This is a genomic window from Streptomyces sp. ActVer, assembly GCF_027270795.1.
GTDB lineage: Bacteria > Actinomycetota > Actinomycetes > Streptomycetales > Streptomycetaceae > Streptomyces > Streptomyces umbrinus_A.
In genome coordinates, this window is record NZ_JAPWHT010000565.1 from 1 (window position 1) to 5,836 (window position 5,836).

Genomic DNA, 5,836 nt, shown 5'->3' on the forward strand with positions numbered 1-5,836 from the left:
CGCGACGCCGTGACCGGCGACCTGAAGGTCGTCACCGTCACCCCGGAGAACGAGCCGCAGATCCTCGTCCACGACGCACACTCCGCCTCCCCCACCACAGCGTTCGCGCTCTCCCGGCTCGCCGACCCGGACACACTGCACCACACACCGATCGGCGTCCTGAGGGCCGTCGACCGCCCGGTCTACGACACCCAGATGGCCGACCAGCTCGACACCGCCATCGAACAGAACGGCAAGGGCGACCTGTCGGCACTGCTCGCAGGCGGGGACACCTGGACCGTACTCGGCTCGCGCTGAGCGTGACGTCCTGCTCTTCGTAGAACACCCTTCGACGCCCCCGGTACCGCGGCCTGAGCCGCGGTACCGGGGGCTTTTGTGCGTCCGGCCGACGGCCTCAACGGCTGGAACCCGTCGTGGACGAACTGAACGGCATGGAGCGCTCTCTCACGCCGCGTCCGATCCGCCCCTCCTTCACGGTGTGAACTCCCCAGCCCCCTGAGGGCTTTCTCTGCTTTATCTCTTGACGACCGGAGTGCCGAAGAGCACATTGGCCGCGCGGCCGCGTTGAGAGCGCTCTCACAAGCTCTCGCGTACCCACGAACCACCCCGGAACACCCCCGAACCACCTCGGGAACACCCCCGAACCACCCGCGCACCCCCACTCCGTACCCGAAGAGGCACCCATGAGGGAAACTTCAGGCACACCCGTCAGACGCGGTCCACTCCGGCGCACGCTCATCGCGCTGGTCAGCGTGTTGAGCCTGGCGGCGGCCGGGGCATCGGCGGCAGAGGCGGATGCGCCCGCGCCGCCCAGCGGCTGGACCCAGGTCTTCGTCGACGACTTCAACGGCTCAGCGGGCACCGGCGTCAACACCTCGAACTGGCAGTACGCGACCGGCCACGGCTACCCGGGCGGGCCCGCCAACTGGGGCACGGGCGAGATCGAGAACATGACGTCCAGCACCAACAACGTGGCACTGGACGGCGCCGGGAACCTCCGGATCACCCCTCGCCGCGACGCCGCGGGCAACTGGACCTCGGGCCGCATCGAGACCAACCGCACCGACTTCCAGCCGCCGGCCGGCGGCAAGCTGCGCGTCCAGTCCCGTATCCAGATGCCGAACGTGACGGGCGCCGCCGCCCGCGGCTACTGGCCGGCGTTCTGGATGCTGGGCGCGCCCTACCGCGGCAACTACCAGAACTGGCCGAGCGTCGGTGAGATAGACATCCTGGAGAACGTCCAGGGTCTCAACACCGTGTGGGCCACGATGCACTGCGGCACCAACCCGGGCGGCCCCTGCAACGAGACGACCGGCCTCGGCGGCTCGACCGCCTGCCCGGGCGCGACCTGCCAGGCAGGATTCCACACGTACGGCATGGAGTGGGACCGTTCGACGAGTCCGGAGGAGATCCGCTTCTACGTCGACGGCATCAACTACCACACCGTACGGGCGAATCAGGTCGATGCGACGACCTGGGCGAATGCCACGAACCACGGTTTCTTCATCATCCTGAACGTGGCGATGGGCGGCGGTTTCGTGGACGCCTTCGGTGGCGGTCCGGACGGCGCAACCGTGCCCGGCAATCCCCTCGTCGTCGACTACGTCCAGGTGCTGCAGTCCGCGGGCGGCACCACACCTCCGCCGACCGGCAACCGTGACGCGTACAGCGCGATCCAGGCCGAGTCGTTCGACGGTCAGAGCGGCACGATCACCGAGACCACGACCGACTCGGGCGGCGGCCAGAACATCGGCGCCCTCGCCAACGGCGACTGGGCCCTCTTCCGGGGCGTCAACTTCGGCTCCACGGCGGCCAGGCAGTTCAGCGCCCGGGTCGCGAGCGGTGTGGCGGGCGGCGCCAGTGGCCTGGTCGAAGTCCGCCTGGACAGCCGTACGAACGCCCCGATCGGCACCTTCGCGCTCGCCAACACCGGCGGCTGGCAGAGCTGGCGGACGGTCCCGACGAACATCAGCAGCGTCACCGGAACGCACGACGTCTATCTGACCTTCACGAGCGGCCAGCCGGCGGACTTCGTGAACGTGAACTGGTTCAACTTCGCCCGCTGAGAGCCGAGTCGGCGAAGAGGGGGTGGGCCGGACAGGCCCGCCCCCTCTTTTCATTCGTCCAATTCCTCTGATTTCTCAGTGCAGTTCCGCCCGGAACGCCACCGGTGCCACCCCGGTGTGCTGGTGGAAGAACTTGGTGAAGTTGGCCGCGTCGGGGAAGCCCACCGAGACCCCGATGCGGCCGATCGGCATGTCCGTGTGGGCGAGGAGCCGCTTGGCCTCCAGGACGACCCGCTTGTCGATGAAGCCCTTCGGGGTCTCGCCGGTCGCGGCGCGGACCGCCCGGACGAGGGTGCGGCGGGAGTAGCCGAGGGTGTCGGCGTACGCGCTGACGCTGTGGTTGGTGGCGAAGCCCTTCTCGACCGCCTCACGGAAGCGGGTGAAGGTGGTGTCCGCCTGGTCGCGTGCCGCGTCGGCGGAGCTGGCGGCGAGATGGGCCAGGCGGAGCAGGAACGCCGTCAGGGAGTGCCGCAGCACGGAGGTGTGCAGGCTGAGCGGCAGCGTGGTCGTGTCGACGTACTCGCGTTCCAGTTGGGCGAGGGCGGCCCTCAGTCCGGCGAGCTGGGCCGGGTCGGGCCTGAGCAGGGGCGGCAGATCGTAGCGGTAGAGGCCGGTCGACTCGACCGTGGCGCGGGGCAGGAAGCCCGGCTGCATGATCAGGACCGTTCCGCGGTAGGCCTCCGTGCTGGAGAAGCGGTGGACCTGGCCGGGGCGTATCCACAGGAGCTCACCGGCGGAGACCTCGTACTCGGTGAAGTCGACCATGTGCCGGACCGGGCCCTCCCCGAAGAGCATGACCACGTGGAAGTCGATGCGGTGGACGCGCTCGATCGCCTCGTTCGCGTGCCAGGTCCGGCCGGGCTCCATCGGGCCGACCTGCATGCCGACGCCGCAGACGCTCAGGTCGACGGGAAAGGGAAAGGTTCTGATCCCGTCGCCGTCGCCGGCGTCACCGTCTCCGCCGACACGGCCATCGCCGCCACGGCCGCCACCGCCTTGGGTGCTTCTGTCCGCCATGTCCCTCTCGCGTCGGCTCGGTCCCGCAGTCGTTGTCCCACTTTCACCAAAGGCTGACACAGGGCCACCTTCCCCGGCAAAAGTCTGACTTTTAAGTTTGAACGCATCCGAGCAGTTACTGGGCTTCTACCGAGGACTTCTTGAAGATGAGCACGCAGACACCTGACAGCTTTGAGTGGACCGATCTGGACCGGCGAGCCGTCGACACGGCCCGTCTGCTTGCGGCGGACGCCGTGCAGAAGGTCGGCAACGGTCATCCCGGCACCGCGATGAGCCTCGCCCCGGCTGCATACACCCTCTTTCAGAAGGTGATGCGGCACGATCCCGCGGATCCCGAGTGGACCGGCCGCGACCGCTTCGTGCTCTCCCCCGGCCACACCTCGCTGACCCTCTACACCCAGCTCTTCCTCTCCGGGTACGAGCTGGAGCTCGACGACCTCAAGGCGTTCCGCACGCACGGCTCGAAGACGCCCGGTCACCCGGAGTACGGGCACACGGCCGGGGTCGAGACGACCACGGGCCCCCTCGGTCAGGGCGTCGCCAACGCGGTGGGCATGGCGATGGCCGCCCGCTTCGAGCGCGGCCTGTTCGACCCCGAGGCCCCCGAGGGCGAGTCCCCCTTCGACCACACCGTCTGGGCGATCGTCTCCGACGGCGACCTGGAGGAGGGCATCTCCGCCGAGGCGTCCTCGCTCGCCGGCCACCAGAAGCTCGGCAACCTCGTCTTCGTCTACGACGACAACCACATCTCCATCGAGGGCGACACCGCCACCGCCTTCTCCGAGGACGTGCTGAAGCGGTACGAGGCGTACGACTGGCACGTGCAGCGGATCGAGCCCGCGCTCGGCGGCGACATCGACCCGCACGCGCTCCACGAGGCCCTCACCGCGGCGAAGGCCGAGACCGGGCGCCCCTCGATCATCGCGATGCGCACGATCATCGCCTGGCCCGCCCCGAACGCCCAGAACACCGAGGCCTCGCACGGATCGGCGCTCGGCGCAGACGAGATCGCGGCCACCAAGCGCCTCCTGGGCTTCGACCCGGAGCAGACCTTCGAGGTCGCCGACGAGGTGCTCGCCCACGCCCGCCGGGCCCTCGACCGGGGCGCCGAGGCGCACGCCGCCTGGAACAAGCAGCTGGCCGAGTGGCGCACCGCGCAGCCCGCGCGCGCCAAGCTCTTCGACCGGATCGTGGCCGGTCAGCTCCCCGAGGGCTGGGAGTCCGCCCTGCCGGTGTTCGAGGCGGGCACGTCCGTCGCGACCCGTGCCGCGTCCGGCAAGGTCCTCCAGACGCTCGCCGATGTGCTCCCCGAGCTGTGGGGCGGCTCCGCCGACCTCGCCGGCTCGAACAACACGACCATCGACAAGACCTCGTCCTTCCTCCCGAAGGGCAACCCGCTGCCGGAGGCCGACCCGTACGGCCGTACCGTCCACTTCGGAATCCGCGAGCACTCGATGGCCGCGGAGATGAACGGCATCGCGCTGCACGGCAACACCCGGATCTACGGCGGCACGTTCCTCGTCTTCTCCGACTACATGCGCAACGCCGTCCGCCTTTCGGCCCTGATGCAGTTGCCGGTGACGTACGTCTGGACGCACGACTCCATCGGCCTCGGCGAGGACGGCCCGACCCACCAGCCGGTCGAGCACCTGGCCTCGCTCCGCGCCATCCCGGGCCTGAACATCGTGCGCCCCGCCGACGCCAACGAGACGTCGATCGCCTGGGCCGAGATCCTGAAGCGGCACGCCACCGACCCGGCCCCGCACGGCCTCGCGCTCACCCGTCAGGGCGTGCCGACGTACGAGGGCAACCCCGAGGCAGCGAAGGGTGGTTACGTCCTGCGCGACTCCTCCACCGGGACCCCGGACGTGATCCTCGTCGCGACCGGCTCCGAGGTGCAGCTCGCCGTCGCCGCCCGCGAGCAGTTGGAGGCCGAGGGCGTCGGAACGCGCGTGGTGTCCTTGCCGTCCGTCGAGTGGTTCGAGGAGCAGTCGCCGGAGTACCGCGCGAGCGTGCTTCCGCCGTCCGTGAAGGCCCGCGTGGCGGTCGAGGCGGGCATCGGCCTGACCTGGTACCGGTACGTCGGTGACCACGGACGCATCGTCTCCCTCGAACACTTCGGCGCCTCCGCCGACGCCAAGACCCTGTTCGCCGAGTTCGGCTTCACCCCCGAGAACGTGGCCTCCGCCGCGCGGGAATCTCTTGCCGCAGTCCGCGGTTGATCCGATCGCCCGAAGGAAGATGATCACTGTGACCGAAGCAACCGCGACCACCGAAGCAACCGCGACCGCGGAAACCCTCAAGAACCTCTCCGCCGAAGGCGTCTCCATCTGGCTGGACGACCTCTCCCGCAAGCGGATCACGTCCGGCAACCTCGCCGAGCTCATCGAGACCAGGCACGTGGTGGGCGTCACCACCAACCCCTCCATCTTCCAGGCCGCGATCGGCTCGGGCGAGGGTTACGAGGAGCAGCTGGCCGACCTCGCCACGCGCGGCGTGACGGTCGACGAGGCCGTACGGATGATGACCACCGCCGACGTCCGCGCCGCCGCCGACATCCTGCGTCCGGTGTACGACGCGACCGGCGGCCGGGACGGCCGGGTCTCCATCGAGGTCGACCCGCGCCTCGCCCACGACACGACGGCGACGGTCGCCGAGGCCAAGCAGCTCGCCTAGCTGGTCGACCGCCCGAACGTGATGATCAAGATCCCGGCGACGAGGGCCGGTCTCCCCACGATCACCGAGGTCATCGG

At 69.5% G+C, this 5,836-nt stretch carries 3 protein-coding genes and 2 pseudogenes; 4 read left to right on the forward strand and 1 reads right to left on the reverse strand.

What is annotated here, in order from left to right:
* Nucleotides 1–297: pseudogene (locus O3Q52_RS47505) on the forward strand (2-oxoacid:ferredoxin oxidoreductase subunit beta); the annotation flags it as partial.
* A gap of 386 nt (nucleotides 298–683) precedes the next feature.
* Nucleotides 684–2,066, forward strand: coding sequence for a glycoside hydrolase family 16 protein (locus O3Q52_RS47510; protein WP_269654687.1), 1,383 nt, complete (start codon nucleotides 684–686; stop codon nucleotides 2,064–2,066).
* 75 nt (nucleotides 2,067–2,141) lie between these two features.
* Here O3Q52_RS47510 and O3Q52_RS47515 read toward each other — a convergent pair whose 3' ends face one another.
* Nucleotides 2,142–3,083: an AraC family transcriptional regulator gene (locus O3Q52_RS47515; RefSeq protein WP_269654688.1), complete on the reverse strand. Its 942-nt coding sequence runs from the start codon at nucleotides 3,081–3,083 to the stop codon at nucleotides 2,142–2,144.
* A 146-nt stretch (nucleotides 3,084–3,229) separates the two neighbouring features.
* Between O3Q52_RS47515 and tkt the strand changes: the two genes are divergently transcribed.
* Together tkt and O3Q52_RS47525 are read left to right on the forward strand one after the other, a co-directional pair.
* Nucleotides 3,230–5,305, forward strand: a complete 2,076-nt coding sequence (gene tkt / locus O3Q52_RS47520; RefSeq protein ID WP_269654689.1) for a transketolase — start codon at nucleotides 3,230–3,232, stop codon at nucleotides 5,303–5,305.
* A gap of 19 nt (nucleotides 5,306–5,324) precedes the next feature.
* Nucleotides 5,325–5,836: pseudogene (locus tag O3Q52_RS47525) on the forward strand (transaldolase family protein); the annotation flags it as partial.